Here is a 17079-nt window from a genome sequence, read left to right on the forward strand (position 1 = left end):
CCTATTGGTAGATTTCAGGTAGCAATGTTGTCGACACGGCTGGCACGTAAGCGATCAGGATCACCACGATCAGCATGGTCAATACGAAAGGCACGGCTCGGGCGGCAATCTTCAGAATGGATTCACCGGTAATGCCAGATACGACAAACAGGTTCAGCCCCAGCGGCGGGGTGATAAAGCCCACTCCCAGCGCGGTGATCATCATGATGCAGAACTGGATCTCGTTCATGCCGATATTGTCCGCCAGTGGTTTCAGGATCGGTGCCAGGATCACGATATTCGGCGTCGTCTCCATGACGCAGCCCGCGGCGATCAGGATGCCAATCATCAACAGGATCAGCAGATACGGATCGTCTGTCAGCGAGGTCACCGAAGTTACAAACCCCTGCGGAACACCCATGATCGCCAGCGCCTCGGCCAGCGGTGCCGAAAATGCGATGATCGGCAGGATCACCCCGTTCACCTTGGCAGAGCTGACCAGCATCGACGGAAAGTCGGCCAGTGTCAGTGTACGCAGGATGAAGCCCATGATGATGGTGACGACAACAGCTGTGGCACCAGCCTCAGTCGGTGTCAGGCGCCCCGAGAAGATACCGTAAAAGATAATACCCGGTACGATAAAGGCATACCAGCCGGACCTGAGCGCCTTGCCCAGATTGGCCAACCATTCACCCATGGTCATCATCCCGCCGCCTTCGTATGCATAAAGGCGGTTCATGATGATGTTGGTGATCAGGATCGACACCAGGATAGCCAGACCCGGGATCAGAGCGGCCAGAAAAAGCGTCGATGCGGAGATACCCAGCACAAGGCCGATGATGATATAGGCGATTGAGGGCGGTATCAGGATGCCGGTGCAGGCACCGGCCGCGACCAGAGCACAGGCGTAGGGGCGCGGATACCCGCTTTCCACCAACCGGTTGATGGTCATCCGGCCTACCGCAGCAGCCCCGGCAGCGTCTGATCCCGAAATCGCGGCAAACATTCCGCAGACCAGCACCGTGGCCGATCCAAAGCCCCCCTTGGCGAAGCATGTCAAAGCCTCGGCAACATCCAGAAACTTGCGTGACAACCCTGTCCGAACCAAAACATCCCCGGTCAGGATAAACAAGGGCACAGCAGTCAGGGCAAAAGCGTCAATGCCAGTAAACAGGCTCTCTCCGACAAGGCTGAGAGGAAGGTCACCGGACATGATCAGCATTACAATCGCTGCTGTCCCAATGGCAGCCCAAACGGGCACGGCCAAGGCAATCAGGCCTACGAACAGGATCACCGGCAGGTAAAAATCCCAACCCAGTTCAACGGTTTGATTGAGGGAATTCCAAAGCATCCGGTCTCTCCTCAGTCAAACAGCTTGTCACCTTCGAAGACGGGCGTGCCGTCGCGAAGGCATTTCAGATCGCGTAACAGGGATTGGATCAGCCGCCAGATCATCAGGGCAAACCCGGTCGGCACAGCCATCAGGAACCAAACCTTGGAAATCCGCAAACCGTCCGTAACGGAACCAAACTTGGCCGAAATGTGAACCGCTTCATACGACCAGTAGAGTGCGATGATCGCCACCATGAACATCACCAGATCGCCGAAGATATAAAGCAGTGCTTTGGGGCGCGGCCCGACGTAGTGCATGATCACGTCGATCCGGATATGGGCGCGCTCTTTCACCGCGGCAGCCGCACCGATCCAGGCAAGGTAGATAAAGGAATACCGTACGATTTCTTCGCCCCAGATCGAGGAATAGGCGAATATCTCGCGCCGCAGCACCTCGATGGCCATGGTGATTACCAGCATCACGTAGAACACCAGCAGCAACCAGCGTTCGGCGTTTCGGTCAATGTTCTGAAGAACGGTCATCTGATCCTCCGGCGATGGAACAGCCAAGTCCGCACCTGCCTTGACGGGCCACTGTCGGCCGCGCAGTACAAGATCGTGGACGCCCGCAGGCGCCCACGGGTTTCGCCTTAGGCGTCGTGGACGTAGTATTTGCCCTGCGTACCAGCCGCTTCGACCAGCTTCTCAAAGTTGTCCATCGAACCGGCCAGTTCCGTCTTGAACGGATCCCATTCCGAACGCTGATACCCACCGGCATCCTGCCATTCCGCCAGCTGATCATCGCTGAGCGAATGGAATTCAACACCAGCTTTGTTCAACTCGGCCATGGCATAGGCGCGGGCCGACGGAACTTTGGACAGGTTCTGATGACCGGTCATCTCGGCACCCCACATGATGCCTTCCTGCACGTCTGCAGGCATCGAGTTGAACCACTCCAGATTACAGGAATAAACCTGACTGTCCGGAACGGCCTGCGTAAAGGTCACATGGCTAAGGATGTCCTTGAAACCGAAAACATAAAGCGCCCCGACCGACGGATCGAGCGCGTCGGCAACACCCTGCTTGATCGCAGAAGGTGTTTCGCCCCATGCCACAGGTGTCGGGTTGGCACCGACCATACGATAGTATTGTTGCAGCATCTTTGATCCGGGAACACGGAACTTGATCCCACTCATGTCGCCCGGGGTTATGACCGCATTGCCACCCTGCCGGACAGCGACAACACGCGGATCGATATTCACGTAAAACAGGGCCTTGAAGCCTGCCGCTTCGACCTTGGGGTGGACTTCGCTTTTCCACGTGTCCGAATGGACAAGGTTGGTGAAGCGCTGGTTCGATCCGCACAGATACGGCATGTTGATCAGGTCGACCGTGGACGCGAAAGGTGCAAAATTCGACAGCGAGTGCTGCGCGGCCTGAATGGTTCCACCCTGTACTTTCTGCACCAGCGCGCCGCCTGCGCCAAGCTGGCCGCCGGGGGCCAATTTGACATAGACCTTGCCGTTGGTAGCATTCTGGATGTTTTCCTTCAGGTCCAGCTGCATGATCGGATAGCTGCGCGACGCGCCCAGCACGTAGGCTGTAGCCACCGTCATAACGTGGTCTGCGGCTTTTTCGCGCTCACTCTCTTCTTTTGCGGTTTGCGCGGCAGCCTCGGAAGACCACAATACACCCCCGGCCCCGGCAACCAATGCGGCCGTGAAGGCGCCACTTGCGCTCAGCTTCAGAAAGTTGCGACGTTCCGCTGACGCCAGTTCAATCTTGTCGTTGTTCATGAATTGCCCTCCCAAGCAAAAGTTCAGCCGCCGTCTGTTGCGTTTCGGTCAGCTTCCTTTTTCAGAATTGCGACAACGAACAAAATCGAGGCCGCGAACAGAACCAACATCTCTCCTACGTCGCCGAGAAATGCGCTGCCTGCGAAAGCACCCAGTGCAACGTTTGCGAAATAGATCGCGAAAACGACGATGGATGCAGCAAGGACCATTTCCGGGACTCCCTTTCAGAATCGGCTCAACACCTTTGTAAGCGCTTACATCAATATTGCAAGCGCTTACATTGATGCTTTCATCATTTCAAAAATGCGATTAACTTAAGCCAACCGGAATTGAGAGTTCGAGAATGTCAAAACATCGGTCTGCTCCGACACTGGATGACGTTGCCAAGGCCGCGGGCGTATCGACCGCGACAGTGTCCCGCTGTCTGAACAACCCGCAGCAAGTTGTTGAAGCTACGCGCAAACGTGTCCTTTCGACGGTCGAAGAATTGGGGTACACGCCGAATTTCGCGGCCCGTGTGATGGCGGCAAAGCGGTCATTTACCATTGGTGCCATCATCCCCACCATGGAGAACGCGATATTCGCAAGAGGGTTACAAGCGTTTCAGGAAGAAATTCATCAGCGTGGCTACACGCTGCTGGTCTCCAGCTCAGCTTATGAACCCGAAGCGGAAAAGGATCAGATCCGAACCCTGGTCGCACGGGGTGCGGATGGGCTGTTGCTGATCGGTCATGACAGGGACGCAGATATTTACGATTATCTGGACAGACGGAAAGTGCCCGCGCTGGTTGCCTGGTCCTTTCTGCCGGATAAACCTGTGCCGTCAGTTGGGTTCGACAACCGCAAGGCCATGAAAGCGATGGCAGACCAGATCATCAGACAAGGACATACGCGTCTTGCGACGATATCGGGTATCAGTTCGGGTAATGATCGGGCGCGGCTCAGGATCGCAGGGATAAAAAGCGCCATGGCTGAGCACGGCTTGCAGCCGGATGACCTAATGGTGATCGAAGCCACATATGAGTTCGAAAACGGCGCGACGGCGTTCAGGGATCTCATGGCGAGTGACACACCGCCGACCGCAGTTTTGTGCGGAAACGATGTTCTGGCTGTCGGCGCATTGAGACAGGCGCAGAAAATGGGGCTCCGAGTGCCTGATGATGTGTCAATTACCGGCTTTGACGACATCGAAATCGCGCGCATTGTCATCCCTGCCCTGACAACGGTTCACGTGCCCCACCGCGAAATGGGTCAAAAAGCTGCGCAAGAGTTGATACGGATGATCGAAACGAACTCTTCGGGCCAGTCTTTGGAACTGTCGACCCATTTGGTTACCCGAGACTCCTTGCTTGGCCGCATACCCTAACGCTCAGAAAGGTCGGCGATTTATCCCCGAGTTCATTGCGTGTGAAAGGCGCACCGGGCTGCGATTCTGTGTGACGTTCCGCTTTCATTGACCTGAATCAAGGCACGCAATGCGACCACATAGTGAAGTACGAATATATCATCGGGCCCGACGCTCACTTGCCTGACCCCAAGCAAATTTTCCGGTGATCAGTGATTCAGTGGTGTGAAAGTTCGCTCCGTGGGCGCGGCGAACGCGCTGCGCGCTCTTCTGCCGGCTACCCTCTGGCTACTCGGCACTTACCGCATGCCAGTAAGTGCATATGATCAAGGCGACGGGACCAAGCACGGAAACGTCGATGCCAACTTAAAACACGCGATGCAATCCAATTGGCGGATAGATGATGTCCATCGTTGAACAAAAGACACCAAAGCTGCGACGGGCGCTGACGACCCCGCTGCTCACGCTCTATGGGCTTGGAGTGACCGTGGGGGCTGGCATTTATGTGCTTGTTGGTGCGACGGCCGGGATAGCGGGCCCATATGCCGCGGTTTCGTTCCTGATTGCTGCGCTTGTTGTTGCGCTGACCGCCCTGTCATACGCAGAACTGGCAACCCGATATCCTGTGAGTGCGGGTGAGGCCGCTTATGTCGAAGCTGGGTTTCAGAAAAGCTGGATGGCCGTGCTGGTCGGTCTCGCGGTGGCCGCCTCGGGCATCATCTCTGCCTCGGCCGTGGCTATCGGGGCCGCCTCATACCTTCATACACTCACCGGTTTGGGCATTTCAGGTCTGACAATCGGTGTTGTTCTGGTCATGGGGCTGATCGCCCTTTGGGGAATCTCGCAATCGGTATTGGTGGCGGCAGTCATTACCATCATAGAAATCAGCGGGTTACTCGTCGTTATTGGTTGGGGTCTGTCCCTTCCAGACCCTCAGGGCTATGCCCTCACCCAGATGGTTCCCGGGCTGGACCCAAACGCCTGGAGAGGGATATTGGCGGCTTCGCTTCTGGCGTTTTTCGCCTTTGTGGGTTTCGAGGACATGGCAAATGTCGCTGAAGAGGTTAAAGACCCCGCCGGAACAATCCCGAAAGCAATCCTGTTGACGCTTATTCTAGCCACGGTCTTGTATCTTGGTACGTCCATGACTGTTCTTTATGTAGTGCCGATCGATGTCCTTTCAGCGTCCGCCGCGCCGCTAGCCCTGATTTTCACGGACGCGCCCGAGGTTGTCCAGCAGGGGTTTTCGGCCATTGCCATCGTAGCCACAATCAATGGTGTTCTGATCCAGATGATCATGGCATCCCGCGTGATCTACGGGCTCGCGGACCGGGATCATTTGCCAAAGCTTCTGGCTAAGGTATCTCAGGTCACTCAGACACCAACGGTAGCGACAATCGTGGTCATGGCGATAATCCTGTTGCTGACCCAAACGCTTCCAATCGCCATTCTGGCCGAGCGCACGTCGCAAATTGTTCTGGGTGTCTTTGTGCTGGTCAATCTTTCACTGATCCTTTTGAAGACCCGGGCTGAATTCGAAGAACCGCAGTTCCGTGTGCCACTTGTTGTTCCTCTCTTTGGGGTAGTGACCAGTTTGTTGCTTTTTGCGTCCGCGTTTCTGTAAGCCTGTATCATTAGGTCAAGGAAATCCTACGATGCGATTTACGTGAACATGACCACTGACCAGCCTTCTACAGGAGCGATGCTTTCTGCATGGTGGCATAGAACCTTTGTTGATCTGGCCCGACAGATGCAATGGTCCTACCTGCCACCGCTCATGGTCTATTTTGCCGCCGGTGTTTCTGGCCTGACATCGGTCGTCGGCGCCTTCTTTCTTAAGGACTACCTTAACCTATCCGCATCCTTTGTTGCGGGGCTGGCATTTTGGGCCGGGCTTCCCTGGATCCTGAAAATGCCGCTGGGTCATATCGTTGATCTGTTTTGGCGGTGGAAGTCATTGCTGATTCTATTGGGGGCAACCCTGATTACCTTGTCCCTGCTCACCATGTACGGGCTTGTAGCCTTTCCCGGGCATATGGCTGATGTGATTCCGCTGGAACACTGGTACATCATTGCCCTGCTCTTGGCGCCTTCCGGCTATGCCATTCAGGATGTTGTCGCCGACGCGATGACGGTCGAAGCCGTTCCAAAGATCAATCCCGACGGGCAGCCGTTTTCACCCGAGGAAACCCGTGCTCAGCATACAACAATGCAAACACTGGGCAGGATCGCCATTATCTCCGGATTCGCAGCCGTTGCGGCGGTCAACATCTGGGTGTTCTCGGGAACCGAAGGCATGCAGAAATCAGACCGCCTTGCATTGTATGGCAACGTCTATCTGATTGCACTTGTCATTCCTCTGTTGTCCGTCAGCGGCGTGGTCTTGCACAGTTTGATACAGCGTCAACGTCTTCGCCTAGGTCATCCCCCGCATACCCCTGACGAAACCACCGAGGTCAAATGGCCGATCCTGCTGGGCGGTCTCGCCTTTGTCGTACTGAGCATTGTGTTGGGAACATCGAATTTCCAACTCGCTCAGGAAACTATTTTTGCAGTCTCACTGAGTGTGATCTTGTACCTGATGTCACGCTTGGTGAAGGAACTGAACCTAAATCAGGCAAAGGCCCTGATTGGTACCGCAATAATCATCTTCGTGTTTCGCGCGGTTCCCCTGCCCGGGCCAGGGTTGACCTGGTTCGAAATTGACGAGTTGGGGTTTGACGAGCAGTTCCTGGCTATCCTGGCGCTTCTGACGTCCCTGCTTGCATTGGTCGGGCTGATCGTCCTGAGACCGTTTATGGCCAACCGCTCGATTGCGCAGGTCGTCATCATTCTAACCATCGCGTCGGGGGTCCTCGCCCTGCCCAACCTTGCGCTGTATTACGGCGTGCATGAATGGACGTCTGCGCATACCGGCGGGATCGTAGACGCAAGGTTCATCGCAATCCTCGACACCGCAGTTGAATCTCCACTGGGCCAAATTGCGATGGTTCCTATGCTGGCCTGGATCGCACGCAATGCTCCTGTGCATCTGAAGGCAACTTTCTTTGCCGTCATGGCGTCATTCACCAACATGGCCTTATCGGCCAGCAGTTTGGCAACGAAATACCTGAACCAGATTTTCGTGGTGTCGCGCGCAGTAACCGATCCGGAAACCGGTGTCGTCTCATCAATTGCCGATTACGGCCAACTTGGGCACCTGTTGATCGCCGTGGCCGTGATTTCTGTGATCGTTCCGTTGGCAGTCGTATTCTTTGTTCAAAAATCGCCGTTCCAGACCAGTGATTGATTACTGGCTGGCAGTTTCATTCAGCAAGGTTTTCAGGTGCAAGACCGGAACCCCGATGTTCGAGCCTCCGAACTCTGGCAGGATCGCGGCGTTAATCGCGACCACCTCACCCTTGCGGTTCAGGGCCGGTCCTCCGCTTCCTCCTGAGGTTGTTTCTGCGTCATAAACAACTGCCCCCGGACTTGTCTGCGCCACGATTCCTCGGCTGGCGAGAGGTTGAACCTGGTTTTGCGCAGATAACCGTGCGGCGATCGTCCAGAAATTGACGGACTCGTCTTTCTCGAGCGTTTTCAGAAATTCCGGCCCCGCCTGCGCAATTAACGCTTTCAGGCCAGTGGGATACCCCAGCAGAAAGACTTCGTCACCGCTGCGAGGAAGGTCATCGGCCAGTCGTAATCCCTGCCCTTCAATTCGGCTTGGATCAACCGACAAAAGCGCCAGATCGGCGGTTTCACTGAAGCGGTCCAAAGTAGCCTCGATCGGATCGGTCTGACCTGGCAGATAGGCCAGCAACTGCAGCATCTCGGCCTCAAGACCTGCGTTTTTCAGTGCCTGAGCCTTGTCGCCGGTTGTCCAGGGCAAGGCAACGTGGCGGTTGGTGGCCATCAGCGGTGTACCCTCCAGCAGAAACCCGGTGCCGGTGAACTGGAACTCTGCGGGCTCACCCGTTGCGTCCGGTTCGATCCAGGGTTGTCCGAAGGGTGTTTGCAACTTCTCTCCGTTTGGCCCCAACACATGGCGCAGCAGTTTGCCGCTTTCGACATGACGCAATCCGTAGGCACCCTGAATGAAAGCCACGGATTGAGTAGACGCGGTGATGACCCGCGTGGACGCCCCTGCGCGCTGTTCAAGGGTACCCAACCGCTGCTCGGTAGATATCAGCTGCTTCTGAAAGGCATCCCTCAACGCCACAAGGTCTTCGGGGGTCAGCACATCTTCCCGCGTCTGGCTAAGCATGGAAGCCACTGCTTCGATCTTGCGGGCTTCCTGTTGTAGACTGTCGGCCAGTCTCCGGTCGTTTTGATAAAGCAGGAACAGCAGACCTGCGATCAGCGCAATCGCGGCAACCACCGTAATCCTGAAGAACATAGTGGTTTGAGAAACAAGCCGTCGCCCACTCTCACGTAGCGCACCCGACATTCTTTGGGCAAAGGGCCGGCGACTTGACCGCGCATAGGCATAGGCGTCACTCAGGATATCTTCGACCGTATGACGAATGGGAAACCTCTGAGTACATATGCGGTACCGTGAGATCGGGCCCAATTCGCCAAATTCGATCATGTCGCCGTGTTTCAGCGATGCTGATACAATCTTGTGGCCATTGACCCAGATGTCTTGCCCAGCCAGCGCGTTGAGCACATAGCCCCCCTCGGACCACTGAAGCGTTGCGATGTCTTCGTCATGAGGCGGCGTGTTGTCTTTTAGGCGCAGGCCTAGCGCACGGGCTTCGCCGACAGAAACAGTCAATGCGCTGTCGACAAGCCAGGAAACAGTTCCTCGGGACGGGCCCGTCAGGCTCTCCAGAAAGGCATGAACATCACCTGCGCAAGGCTCTTGGGGCGTTTTCGCGCCGATCTGATCCATTTCCCGCATAGTTGGGCTCTGCTCAACAGTGATGGGGTCACTCTATCATAAGACGCCCGGAATCCTACCAATCGCAAGGGGGATGCCCATAACCGGAAATATCTACAGGCACAAGTCAATTTGGTGGAACGTCCCGACACGGCTGCAATGCCTGCCAGAGCAGACCTTCACCGGAAATCGCCGTCTGACCTGAGAGTTCTGGAGCGGGTAGCGGGAATCGAACCCGCGCGTTCAGCTTGGGAAGCTGACAGGCTACCATTACATCATACCCGCCGCACCCTGAGATATAACCAGAGTTCCCCGACGCGCAAGCCGGATCGTTTCAGGTGGCCCGGAAAATGTCACTCGGTCCGCGCACGAAGACTGTCGATCAGCGAGTCATCAACATCCAAAGCCTGGATGGCCGCCTCAAGCGTGCGGCTGTCCAGATGTTGCGGGTTCAGATCGACCCCGGCTGAAAACGCTTTGACAATGGCCTTTATGGCGCTGATACGTGCGTATCTTTTGTTATTGGCTGGTATCACGTGCCACGGCGCCAGATCGGTTGACGTCCGGGCCAGCATTTCATCCACGGCGACCTCGGTATCATCCCATTTCTCGCGATTCCTGAAATCCTCGTACGTCAGCTTCCAGCGCTTCAGCGGGTTTCTCAGCCGTTCTGTAAACCGCTTCATCTGTTCATCTTCAGAGATGTGAAAGAACAGCTTGACGATCCGGGCACCATCATCGACCAGCATGCGCTCGAAATCATTGATTTCCTGATAGGCAGCGCGCCAGCGTGTTTCCGGGGTCAGGTTCTCGATCCTCTCGACCAACACGCGCCCGTACCAGCTGCGGTCGAACGCGGATATCGCACCGGACGGTGGCAAACGTTCCCAAAACCGCAGCAGGTAATGCCGGTTGAGGTAGTAGTTCCGGGGTGCCCCAATTGGCCAGACCTTAAAGCTGCGCGGGTCTAAAGCCTGGCTGATCCTACGAATGGTTCCCCCCTTGCCTGCCGCATCCCAACCCTCGAACACCAGCACACCCTTGAGCCCGTGAAACAGATACGCTTGCTGAATCCTGGCCAGTTTGGCCTGAAGATCAATCAGTTGCTCGAAATACTCCTTTTTGCCCAACCGCTTGGTCAGATCCGCTTCTGAGAGGTTCGGGGGGTGATGTTTGCGCATGGTGCCACCTGATCGTTGCGTCCCAGATCAGGATATCCTGAACCCTTGCGTAAAATCGACATTGATCAGGGGCAAACGAAAAAGGCCGGGCACAGTGCCCGGCCTTTGCTGTTTTTTGTTGATGCAATCAGGCGCGGCGACGACGGCCACCACCGCGACGACTACCGGCTGCGCCACCGGCCTCGTCAGGTGATTTGTTGAACCGGATCCACTCGCCACCATGCGGGTCGTTGTTGGTCAGCAGGTTGGCAGCGCGGATGGCCTCCATCTCCTTACCGGCGCGCGGCTTGGTGGAGCCCAGGCCGAACATCTGAACGAACGCCTCGTCATCCATGCCTTCGGGCAGGATGATGCCCGCCGCGGCAACGGCTTCTTTTTTCTCGGCAATCTTTGTCTGCGTCACTGGAAGTGCCACCGGGTTCATGATCGCCGAGGTCATGCCGGCACCCATAGCCATCGGCAGGAAGGCATTGTTGATGCCGTGGCGGTTCGGCAAGCCGAACGAGATGTTGGACGCGCCACAGGTGGTGTTCACGCCCAGCTCCTCGCGCAGGCGGCGGACCAGAGCAAACACCTGCTGACCGGCAGTTGCCATCGCGCCAATCGGCATGACCAGCGGGTCAACAACGATGTCATGCGCGGGGATGCCGAAATCGGCAGCGCGCTGAACGATCTTTTTGGCCACTTCGAAACGGACATCGGGGTCTTCCGATATGCCTGTGTCGTCGTTCGAGATCGCCACAACAGGAACGTTGTATTTTTTGACCAGCGGCAGAACCAGCTCCAGACGCTCTTCCTCACCTGTGACCGAGTTCAGCAGCGGGCGACCTTCCGCCGCCTCAAGACCCGCTTCCAGAGCACCGGGAACCGACGAGTCGATACACAGCGGAACTTCGACCAGACCCTGCACCAGCTCAACGATCTTGCGCATCAGTGGCGGTTCGGTCTCGTTCGGGTTGGGGTTCGAGTTGTAGACGACGCCCGCATTGATATCCAGAACGGTCGCGCCCGCCATCACCTGCGCCAGTGCATCCTTCTCGACGGTCGAGAAATCGCCTGCTTCCAGTTCGGCCGCCAGCTTTTTCCGACCGGTCGGGTTGATCCGCTCACCGATCACGCAGAACGGTTCGTCAAAGCCCAGGACGGCTGTTTTTGTTTTTGATTCTACGACTGTTCGGGTCATGTCCGTTCCTTAGGAGTTTGCAGGCTGCGCCGAGGCACCGCCGTTATTGATCGCCCAGTTGGCGTTGGTTTTGATCCCGCCCAGCGGGAAGAAGTGCACGTTGGTGATGTTGAAATCCGGGTTGGCCGCTTTGTGATTGGCCAATTCAGTCACAACATCGTTCGGCTCATAGGGCAGCAGAAGCTTCGACACATCCATGGCGCGCTTTTGCAGAACTTTCAGCGACGGGCCGACACCGCAGGCAATTGCGAACTTGATCAGGGTCTGCAGTTTGGCCGGACCGGCGATGCCGATGTGGATGGGCAGGTCGATCCCTGCCTCTTTCAGACTATCTGCCCAGGCGATGATCGGCTTGGCATCGAAGGCAAACTGGGTTGCCAGCGCCATCTCGGCATCCGTGGTCTCGTTAAATTTCTGTTTCCAGCGCAGGGCGTCATCGACATTCTTGGTGGACCCATCCGGATCGATGTCCTTGTTACCCTCAGGGTGGCCCGCAACATGAAGACGCTTGAACCCTGCCTTGTCAAACAGACCGGTTTCCATCAGCTGCATGGAACTGTCGAAATCGCCATGCGGTTTTGTCACGCCGCCGGCCAGCAACAGCGCCTGCTCGACGCCAGCCTCGCCCTGGTACATCGAAATCCAGTTGTCCAAGGTTGCCGCATCTTTGATGATCCGCGCCGGGAAGTGGGGCATGACAGGATAGCCTTCGGCCGCAATCCGCTTGGCTGTCTTGACCATGTCTTCAATCGGGGTGCCTTCGATATGGGCAATGTAGACGCGTGTGCCTTCGGGCAGCAGCGCGCGGAAATCCTCGACCTTTTCGGCGGTCCGCGGCATGACCTCGATCGAATAGCCTTGCAGGAAGGCTTCGACGGTCGGGTTCACAGGGCTGTTTTCGACCACATCACGTTTCTTGAAGTTCAGCAAAGCCATTGAGGCCTCCCATTAAGATTAGGGCTTATGCCCAACCGTCATTTGCGATCAGCGCTTTGATGCGGTCCTGATCGTATTCCTTTTCCAGACGCAGGGCCTCGGCCTCTGCTACTTCTGCCGGGTCGCCATCGACCGCAAAAGGCTCGGCCTTGCGCCATTCGGCCAGATAGGCATCACTGTCCTTGGCGTTTACCTTCATGGCGGCGCGGTCGATGGCCTGCTCGAACCGTTCTTCCAATTGCCGCTTCGCGCCGCGACGGCCTTTGCCGACGATGACCTGAGCGGGAATGTCGCGCCAGTACACGATGGTGACGTCAGGCATTACTGTGATTCCTCCTAACCCGATGGGCCGGTTCTAAACTTCAATGTGGGGATGGGTCGGTCGGTTTTCGACACCCGGCGCTTTTCAAGCGACGTTTTCGCCCACGGTGGCGTGGCGGGGTTTTAACCCGTCTCGCGGCGAAAACGCATACCAAAATTCTCATTGTCACTATGAGAGCGCTGCATAATGAACAAAAGCCCCGGACAGCATGACCCGCCCGAGGCTTGTTTCAACGCGTCTTGCCGGGGTTAACCGACCAGCCCGCCGTCTTCACGAGAAACCGCAATGATGGCAGAACGAGGAACCGAGTTTCCACCGTCGGGCCAGTGGCTATTGCCGTCTTCACCGGGGTGCTGAATACCAACAAACATGGTGCGGCGATCCGGCGACCAGCTGAGGCCAGTGATCTCACACTCGTTCGGGCCAACGAGGAAACGACGGATTTCACCGGTAACGGGGTCGCCTGCCAGCATCTGGTTGTTCCCCTGCCCTTCGAAGTCGCCTTCGTTGCTGTATTTGCCGTCGGTCTGGATCCACAGCAGGCCGTTGCTGTCAAACTTCAGACCGTCGGGTGAGTTGAACATATTGTCGGCGTTGACATTGTCCGAGCCGCCATAAGCATCCTGATGCACGGTCGGGTTTCCGGCCAGCACATACAGGTCCCATTCGAAACCCGATGCGCCATGGTCTCCGCCTTCAGGACGCCAGCGCACGATCTGACCGTAATTGTTCGCCTCGCGCGGATTCGGCCCGTTGACCGAAGTGTCGTCGCCACCGGCATTCGGTTTGACACCGCGATTCTTGTTGTTGGTCAGGCAGCAATAGACCTCGGGCGCGTTCGGATTGGCCGCAACCCATTCCGGGCGGTCCATAGTGGTCGCGCCCACGGCCGACGCTGCTTGCCGCGTATGGATGCAGATTTCGGCCTGCGACGCCAAACCGGTTGCTTCAGGTGTCAGGTCCAGCCACTCACCGGTCCCGTCATCGTTGAACTTTGCAACTGACAACGTACCGTTCTCAAGCAATGCATGCGTGTCCACCCCAGCGGCATAAACACCTTCCGAGACGAAGCGGTACAGGAACTCACCCCGTTCATCATCACCCATGTAGACGACGACACGACCGTCATTGTTCACAATGGCCTCGGCGTTTTCATGCTTGAACCGACCGAGCGCGGTCAGCTTGCGAGGGATCGAGGCCGGATCGGTTGGATCGATTTCGACTACATAGCCTGCGCGGTTCGGCTCGTTAGGGTTTTTCGAGACGTCGAAACGCTCGTCAATTCCGGCCCATCCGTATCCCCAATCCTTGGACGAAACGCCGTAGCGCTGAAGTTCGGCGCTGACTTCATGGTTTTCGTCCTCAGCCGAGAAGTAACCGTTAAAATTCTCTTCACAGGCCAAATACGTCCCCCATGGGGTCATGCCGTTGCCACAGTTGTTCCAGGTGCCTTTAGAGGTGGTGCCTGTCGGATCAGCGGCAGTTTTCAACAGATCATGGCCCGCGGCAGGACCGGTCAGTGACATGTCTGTTTGCGGCGTGATGCGGCGGTTATACGGGCTATCCTTGACGATACCCCATTTGCCGTCGGTAGCAGCAATCTCGACCACCGTCACACCATGCGCCATCATGCCTTTGGCAACATCGTCATCCGAGGCGGCTTTGGCGTCCGGATTGTTGCCCCAAAGGATATCGCGATTGGTGTATTCGTTGTTCACAACCAGCAGAACGTGCCCCTCGTGCAGAAACACATCCTGACCGTCGGTGTTATCACCGAATGAGCGCTCCTGACTGGCGGCAGTTCCGCGGGTTGCCGGATCGAATTCGGGCGCATCAGACCAAAGCGGATCGCCCCAGCGCACCAACACCTCGGCCTTGTAGCCCGGCGGCACGATGACGTCGTCGGCAGTTGACGCCGGAATCGCCTCGAACGCAAAACGATCTGCGGCTGCGCGCGCACCAGTCGGAAGCAGCGACCCAGCCAAAGCCGTGAAACTTCCCGTCGCCAATACGCCGCCCAGAAATCCCCGACGTGACAGGGCACGCTCAACGACGCGGTCAAACTCGCATTCCTCTGGGCGCGGGTTCACCATTTCATCGAATTCGTCAAAGGTCAGGATACGTTCATCTTTCATGGCAGGCTCCGTCTGCGGCTAATTGCAATCAAGAATCCCTCAACCGGGATCAAAGATCAAATCGCACCTCAGTATGAACGGCGTGTGACATCCAAACCAAATTTGAAATGGAAATCGCTTGCACGACGACGACGTCCCACCTAGGGTCAAATCAACTCGAAAATCGGAGGGCGTTACGATGGCGCCCAAGCGTCCCAAAGGTGCGGGCGCGTTCCCGAAAGCGGTCGAAAGCCCCGCGCCGGCAAGACCCGATCCGGATGCCCTGTATGCGGCTCTGGATTTGGGAACAAATAGTTGCCGCATGTTGATAGCCCAGCCCAAGGGCAGCGGGTTTCATGTGGTTGACAGCTTCTCCAAGTCCGTGCAGCTGGGCGCGGGTCTGGAACGCACCGGACGTCTGTCGCGGGCGTCGATGGCACGCACCGTTCAGGCGCTGCGAATCTGTCAACAAAAGCTGAAGCGGAACAAAGTAAAACGGATGCGTCTGATCGCAACCGAGGCCTGCCGCCGCGCCAAGAATTCCCGCGAATTCATCCGGCAGGTCAAACGCGAAACCGGGCTGACGCTCGAAATCATTCAACCCGAAGAAGAAGCCCGTTTGGCGGTGATCTCCTGCGCCCCGCTGGTGTCCACCAAGACCGAACAGCTGTTGGTTGTCGATATTGGCGGCGGTTCGACCGAGCTGGTCTGGATCGACATTTCGTCCGTCCCTCGCCGTGACCGCCCGGCTGCGATCATGCGTTTGCATAACGGATTTCACACGGTCGACAGCCCTTTTCCGGCTGCAAAAGTTGTGGACTGGATCAGCGTGCCACTGGGCGTTGCCACGTTGCGGGATCAGTTCAATGATGTCGAAAACGACGCCGCGCGGTTTGCGTTGATGAGCTGGTTTTTCGAAGAAAACCTGGCCGATTTCGCACCTTACAAAGACGAACAGACCCGTGAAGGTTTTCAGATCGTCGGCACCAGCGGAACTGTCACAACGGTTGCGGCATCGCATCTGGGCCTCAAGCGGTATGACCGGACCAAAGTTGACGGGCTGCGCATGACCAGCGATCAGATTGACAAAGTCATACGCGGGTATTTAGAACTCGGCCCTCATGGGCGCCGCCGGGATCCTCGGATTGGTGAAGACCGGCAGGCCCTGATCATGTCCGGCTCGGCCATTTTGCAGGCATTGTTGCGCTGTTGGCCCACTGATCGCCTTTCCGTGGCAGATCGGGGGCTGCGCGAGGGCCTGCTTTATGCACAGATGAGCGCGGACGGGGTACTGGAAGACGGACCGTTCTGATGGCGAAGACACCAACTGGCAAAAACAACTCGGGGCGCGGGCAGCGTGACTTGAAGGTAAAGGTAAAGACCGCACGGGGTCGCAAGCTGAGTTCGACCCGTTGGCTCGAACGGCAGTTGAACGACCCCTATGTCAAGCGCGCCCAGACCGAAGGATACCGTGGGCGCGCCGCGTATAAGATCATGGAGCTTGACGACAAGTTCCGCTTTCTCGTTCCCGGAGCACGGGTTGTTGATCTGGGGTGCGCGCCTGGTGGCTGGTGCCAGGTTGCTGTCAAACGGGTAAACGCGCTTGGCGAAAAGTCAGGAAAACGGGTCGGAACGGTGCTGGGTATCGACTTGCAGGAAGTGGAACCGGTTGCGGGTGCCGATACCCATGTGCTGGACTTCATGGAGGATGACGCCGACCAGAAGGTCAAGGACTGGCTGGGTGGCAAGGCGGATGTGGTAATGTCGGATATGGCCGCGGCGTCCTCGGGTCACAAGCAGACCGACCATCTTCGGATCATTGCACTGTGTGAAACTGCGGCCCATTTTGCCTTTGACGTGCTGGAAGAAGGTGGCACATTCGTAGCCAAGGTTCTTGCCGGTGGTGCCGAGGGCGATTTGCAAAAACTTCTGAAGCAGAAATTTCAGAAAGTAGCGCATGTGAAACCTCCCGCGTCCCGTTCCGACAGTTCGGAAAAATTCGTTGTGGCAACCGGATTTCGCGGCTGAAC

Annotated in this window: 15 protein-coding genes and 1 tRNA gene; 5 read left to right on the forward strand and 11 right to left on the reverse strand. The window is 56.9% G+C overall.

What is annotated here, in order from left to right:
• Position 1 precedes the first annotated feature (1 nt).
• The 4 genes from I9182_RS02840 to I9182_RS02855 form a co-directional block, all read right to left on the reverse strand.
• Positions 2–1330: a TRAP transporter large permease gene (locus I9182_RS02840; RefSeq protein WP_209503871.1), complete on the reverse strand. Its 1329-nt coding sequence runs from the start codon at positions 1328–1330 to the stop codon at positions 2–4.
• An 11-nt stretch (positions 1331–1341) separates the two neighbouring features.
• Positions 1342–1854: a TRAP transporter small permease gene (locus tag I9182_RS02845; protein WP_209596330.1), complete on the reverse strand. Its 513-nt coding sequence runs from the start codon at positions 1852–1854 to the stop codon at positions 1342–1344.
• A 107-nt stretch (positions 1855–1961) separates the two neighbouring features.
• Positions 1962–3107, reverse strand: a complete 1146-nt coding sequence (locus tag I9182_RS02850; protein ID WP_209596332.1) for a TRAP transporter substrate-binding protein — start codon at positions 3105–3107, stop codon at positions 1962–1964.
• Between the two features lie 23 nt (positions 3108–3130).
• Entirely contained in the window at positions 3131–3316 is a 186-nt protein-coding gene (locus I9182_RS02855) for a hypothetical protein (protein WP_209596334.1), read from the reverse strand.
• Between the two features lie 134 nt (positions 3317–3450).
• Between I9182_RS02855 and I9182_RS02860 the strand changes: the two genes are divergently transcribed.
• The 3 genes from I9182_RS02860 (at position 3451) to I9182_RS02870 (ending at position 7741) form a co-directional block, all read left to right on the forward strand.
• Complete coding sequence (locus I9182_RS02860; protein ID WP_209596336.1) at positions 3451–4473, forward strand: LacI family DNA-binding transcriptional regulator; 1023 nt, start codon at positions 3451–3453, stop codon at positions 4471–4473.
• A 379-nt stretch (positions 4474–4852) separates the two neighbouring features.
• On the forward strand, positions 4853–6076 hold the full coding sequence (locus I9182_RS02865) for an amino acid permease (RefSeq protein ID WP_209596338.1): 1224 nt from the start codon (positions 4853–4855) through the stop codon (positions 6074–6076).
• A gap of 48 nt (positions 6077–6124) precedes the next feature.
• Positions 6125–7741 (forward strand): hypothetical protein, encoded by a 1617-nt coding sequence (locus tag I9182_RS02870; RefSeq protein ID WP_209504887.1) that lies wholly within the window; start codon positions 6125–6127, stop codon positions 7739–7741.
• Here the strand turns inward: I9182_RS02870 and I9182_RS02875 are convergent, their stop codons facing one another.
• The 7 genes from I9182_RS02875 to I9182_RS02905 all read right to left on the reverse strand — a co-directional run bounded on the left by I9182_RS02875 (position 7742) and on the right by I9182_RS02905 (position 15070).
• Complete coding sequence (locus tag I9182_RS02875; protein ID WP_209596340.1) at positions 7742–9334, reverse strand: trypsin-like peptidase domain-containing protein; 1593 nt, start codon at positions 9332–9334, stop codon at positions 7742–7744.
• Positions 9335–9524: 190 nt separating this feature from the next.
• Positions 9525–9598, reverse strand: a tRNA-Gly gene (locus I9182_RS02880).
• Positions 9599–9666: 68 nt separating this feature from the next.
• Positions 9667–10494, reverse strand: coding sequence for a polyphosphate kinase 2 (locus tag I9182_RS02885; protein ID WP_209596342.1), 828 nt, complete (start codon positions 10492–10494; stop codon positions 9667–9669).
• 127 nt (positions 10495–10621) lie between these two features.
• Positions 10622–11677, reverse strand: coding sequence for a methyltetrahydrofolate cobalamin methyltransferase (locus tag I9182_RS02890; protein ID WP_209596344.1), 1056 nt, complete (start codon positions 11675–11677; stop codon positions 10622–10624).
• 9 nt (positions 11678–11686) lie between these two features.
• Entirely contained in the window at positions 11687–12613 is a 927-nt protein-coding gene (locus tag I9182_RS02895) for a methylenetetrahydrofolate reductase (protein ID WP_209503862.1), read from the reverse strand.
• 25 nt (positions 12614–12638) lie between these two features.
• On the reverse strand, positions 12639–12935 hold the full coding sequence (locus I9182_RS02900) for a virulence factor (RefSeq protein WP_209503861.1): 297 nt from the start codon (positions 12933–12935) through the stop codon (positions 12639–12641).
• 248 nt (positions 12936–13183) lie between these two features.
• Positions 13184–15070 (reverse strand): PhoX family phosphatase, encoded by a 1887-nt coding sequence (locus I9182_RS02905; RefSeq protein ID WP_209596345.1) that lies wholly within the window; start codon positions 15068–15070, stop codon positions 13184–13186.
• A 178-nt stretch (positions 15071–15248) separates the two neighbouring features.
• Here I9182_RS02905 and I9182_RS02910 point away from each other — a divergent pair, with 178 nt between their 5' ends.
• Positions 15249–16361, forward strand: coding sequence for a Ppx/GppA phosphatase family protein (locus I9182_RS02910; RefSeq protein WP_209503859.1), 1113 nt, complete (start codon positions 15249–15251; stop codon positions 16359–16361).
• Complete coding sequence (locus I9182_RS02915) at positions 16361–17077, forward strand: RlmE family RNA methyltransferase (RefSeq protein ID WP_209596348.1); 717 nt, start codon at positions 16361–16363, stop codon at positions 17075–17077. Before I9182_RS02910 ends, I9182_RS02915 begins: the two co-directional genes overlap by 1 nt.
• The last annotated feature ends 2 nt before the right edge of the window (positions 17078–17079 follow it).

Origin of the sequence: Ruegeria sp. HKCCSP351 (assembly GCF_017872535.1) — a bacterium.
Taxonomy (GTDB): Bacteria; Pseudomonadota; Alphaproteobacteria; order Rhodobacterales; family Rhodobacteraceae; genus Ruegeria.

Excerpts from the sequence above, each read along its gene's own strand:
- I9182_RS02895 (WP_209503862.1), bottom strand. The coding sequence starts at position 12,613 with ATGGCTTTGCTGAACTTCAAGAAACGTGATGTGGTCGAAAACAGCCCT.
- I9182_RS02845 (WP_209596330.1), bottom strand. The coding sequence starts at position 1,854 with ATGACCGTTCTTCAGAACATTGACCGAAACGCCGAACGCTGGTTGCTG.
- I9182_RS02855 (WP_209596334.1), bottom strand. The coding sequence starts at position 3,316 with ATGGTCCTTGCTGCATCCATCGTCGTTTTCGCGATCTATTTCGCAAAC.
- I9182_RS02910 (WP_209503859.1), top strand. The coding sequence starts at position 15,249 with ATGGCGCCCAAGCGTCCCAAAGGTGCGGGCGCGTTCCCGAAAGCGGTC.
- I9182_RS02905 (WP_209596345.1), bottom strand. The coding sequence starts at position 15,070 with ATGAAAGATGAACGTATCCTGACCTTTGACGAATTCGATGAAATGGTG.
- I9182_RS02860 (WP_209596336.1), top strand. The coding sequence starts at position 3,451 with ATGTCAAAACATCGGTCTGCTCCGACACTGGATGACGTTGCCAAGGCC.
- I9182_RS02870 (WP_209504887.1), top strand. The coding sequence starts at position 6,125 with ATGACCACTGACCAGCCTTCTACAGGAGCGATGCTTTCTGCATGGTGG.
- I9182_RS02885 (WP_209596342.1), bottom strand. The coding sequence starts at position 10,494 with ATGCGCAAACATCACCCCCCGAACCTCTCAGAAGCGGATCTGACCAAG.
- I9182_RS02840 (WP_209503871.1), bottom strand. The coding sequence starts at position 1,330 with ATGCTTTGGAATTCCCTCAATCAAACCGTTGAACTGGGTTGGGATTTT.
- I9182_RS02900 (WP_209503861.1), bottom strand. The coding sequence starts at position 12,935 with ATGCCTGACGTCACCATCGTGTACTGGCGCGACATTCCCGCTCAGGTC.
- I9182_RS02890 (WP_209596344.1), bottom strand. The coding sequence starts at position 11,677 with ATGACCCGAACAGTCGTAGAATCAAAAACAAAAACAGCCGTCCTGGGC.
- I9182_RS02875 (WP_209596340.1), bottom strand. The coding sequence starts at position 9,334 with ATGCGGGAAATGGATCAGATCGGCGCGAAAACGCCCCAAGAGCCTTGC.
- I9182_RS02850 (WP_209596332.1), bottom strand. The coding sequence starts at position 3,107 with ATGAACAACGACAAGATTGAACTGGCGTCAGCGGAACGTCGCAACTTT.
- I9182_RS02865 (WP_209596338.1), top strand. The coding sequence starts at position 4,853 with ATGATGTCCATCGTTGAACAAAAGACACCAAAGCTGCGACGGGCGCTG.
- I9182_RS02915 (WP_209596348.1), top strand. The coding sequence starts at position 16,361 with ATGGCGAAGACACCAACTGGCAAAAACAACTCGGGGCGCGGGCAGCGT.